2 protein-coding genes are annotated in these 2786 nt (G+C 29.2%); both read right to left on the minus strand.

Going from position 1 to position 2786, the window contains the following annotated elements:
- The coding region (locus tag Q0649_RS00705; protein WP_298836237.1) for an ATP-binding protein at window positions 1-149 on the minus strand (149 nt) is incomplete at its 3' end.
- A gap of 276 nt (window positions 150-425) precedes the next feature.
- On the minus strand, window positions 426-2786 hold a 2361-nt coding region (gene spoIIE / locus Q0649_RS00710; protein ID WP_298836236.1), incomplete at its 5' end, for a stage II sporulation protein E.

The raw sequence follows: 2786 nt of genomic DNA on the forward strand, positions 1-2786 counted from the left end.
ACAAGTGTAATTCCAAGTTTATCTTTAAGTTCATTTAAAATATAAAGCAAACATGTGGAGTCAGGCCCACCAGAAACTGCAACTATAACTTTATCTCCCTCATCAAACATCGAATTTTCTCTTATAAAACTCATTACCTTTTCTGACAAAACTTTCACTTCCCAAATTTATTTTTAAAAATATTCTATGATTTATATATATTTGTATATTTTAATACTATATCACTATATCATACCACAATATAATATAGTAACACATATTCTCTATTTATTTAAACATTTTTTAACTATCATAAAAAAAATTAAAATGAAGAATACATATCAGGCTATTGCCTTTTATATATATTTTCTTCATTTTAAATTTTTCTATAAACAATTTTATTATATGATACTATCTAAAATCATTTTTTGTTTCATAAGAATATACTAATATAAACTGTATATTTTTGAAACTAGGACTGTCATATCATCCTTTACCTTATTCCCACTTAATTTTTTCGCCTCAGCAAGCAAACCTTCAGCTAAATCATTGGGCCTATTACATTTATGTTTACCCAAATAATCAACTACCCAATCAACTCTACCTACATTTTCATCATTATAATCTAGCACTCCGTCGCTGACCATAACTATGACATCACCATTTTTTAGCTTCATTTGTTGCATATCTATATCTGCCTTATCTAAAACACCAATAGGAAGTGACTTAGATTTTATAATTTCTAAGCTATCTCCAGATTTCAAAAATGTTGCAACTGCTCCAACTTTTAAGAAATCAATTTTACCAGTATATAGATCTATACTGCTTAAATCAATTGTTGAAAATTTTTCTTCTTCAGAAAATCTCAATGTCATTATAGAATTTACAGTGTTAATCGCCGTAATTTTACTAAATCCTCCGGCTGTAAACTTCTCTATTAATTCAACAACAGCCTCACTCTCTCTCCCTGCTTGTGGACCTGATCCCATGCCATCACTAATAACCGACATATAGCTACCATCAGAAAGTTTACCAAAACTATAACTATCTCCATTTTGTTTTTCACCTTCTTTGCACTGCCTAGCGACACTTGATACCACATGGAACTTAGGTGTTTCTTCAATATTTACCTTACAAACATTTGTCTTAGCATCTATGCAGCATCCCTCATCACTAACACACATAGCTTTTCCTGTAACTTCATTTATAATAGGTAATAACTCCTTAACACACATTTGCCTTCCACTACAAGCATCTAGTGATAATTTTATACTAAGTCGTCCTAGTTTATCATTTAAACACATAAGATCATTATGCTTAATTCTATTTTTATCTAAGGCTCTGCATACTAGTTTTTCCATAGACGAATCTATTTGGATTTCAGAATTAAAGTCTTCAACAATTTCTCCTACGGAATCTGCCATGTTACCAATCTGATTTGCTAAAAGTTCTCTCCCCTCACTAAGTCTAGTTCTCCACATTTCATTTATAATGTGCTTATTAACAATATCCTCCGCATTTTTAAGTATGGCAGTTCTCTTTATACATTTTCTTTCAATTTCATCAGGTACAATATTACTTTTTTTCTCAAAATTCTGAATTAGTTCTTCGAATGCTGCATATGTATAATGTAATTCTCTTTTCCAGCACATCGATTTCATATTGCAATTACTACACACCCTATCTGCAAGGTTTTCAACAAGTGCACTACTTTTACCCTTCATAGCTAACTTGTCATTATCTACTAAATTATTTACTATATCCGACATATTAGAAAGTACATACGAAAAATTATTTAGTCTTCCTACAAATGTGTCCTTAATTTTATTTATATACCCTTGCTCTATGCTTTGCTTTTTTTTATCTGAATTAAACTCTATAGACAATTTATCGTAAGTATTCTGTGGTATTAGTAAAAATATTATCCCCGCTACAAATGCTTCAAATAATATAAACGTAGATCCAGTGTTACAATATATCTTTATTATTGAAAAAGCTACTAAATAAGATGTAACACTTAAAATTTTTCCAGTCTCTTTGAAAATACCTGTTATTAAACCACATATGCCATACATCCCTATAAAAATAATCATATTTGGCGATGACATACCTACAATAATACCCATCGCAACTCCTGATGCAGCACCCGCTCCACTTCCATTAATGTATGCTATCATTATAACAAATGCGAGCCCCAAAATATTTGTAACCGATATAGTAAAAACACTAAGCCCCCAAGTACCCGCTATAATTAACGAACTTATAATTGACATACTTATTATTTCTTCATTTGAAAATATATGTTTTGTTTTAATCTCCTTAAAGCATAAAAGACTATAGTCAAGAATAAAATATAAAGGGAAGATACATAGGACTAGAAAAAAAGAATTTAAAAAAGCCATTAAAGCACTTACTCTAACTATAAAAAAATTATAGGTAAACAATTCAAACATAATAATTAAAAACATAGAAACTATAGCTTTAGTTTTAACTTCCATTTTGCTAAATACATGACTTAACAAAGCAATTGTAACTATTATTACTAAATATGATGGCAAATTCTTTATTTTTTCATACAAAGTAATATATCCTAACAATGTACCACTTGCTGTAATTATTGAAATTTTATCATCATTAATAAATATTGTAGCTATTAAGAAAGCTATTCCAAATGGGGCTGTGTTATTAACAAGAATGACCCTGCTTATTAATAAAGCCATCGTAAAATAAAAAATTCCTCTTAAAATTAAATTAACATTTAATGCATTTTTCTTTTGTATTTCATCCTTTACCTTTCTAACTCTTTC

It is taken from the genome of uncultured Clostridium sp., assembly GCF_937920395.1.
GTDB lineage: Bacteria > Bacillota > Clostridia > Clostridiales > Clostridiaceae > Clostridium_AD.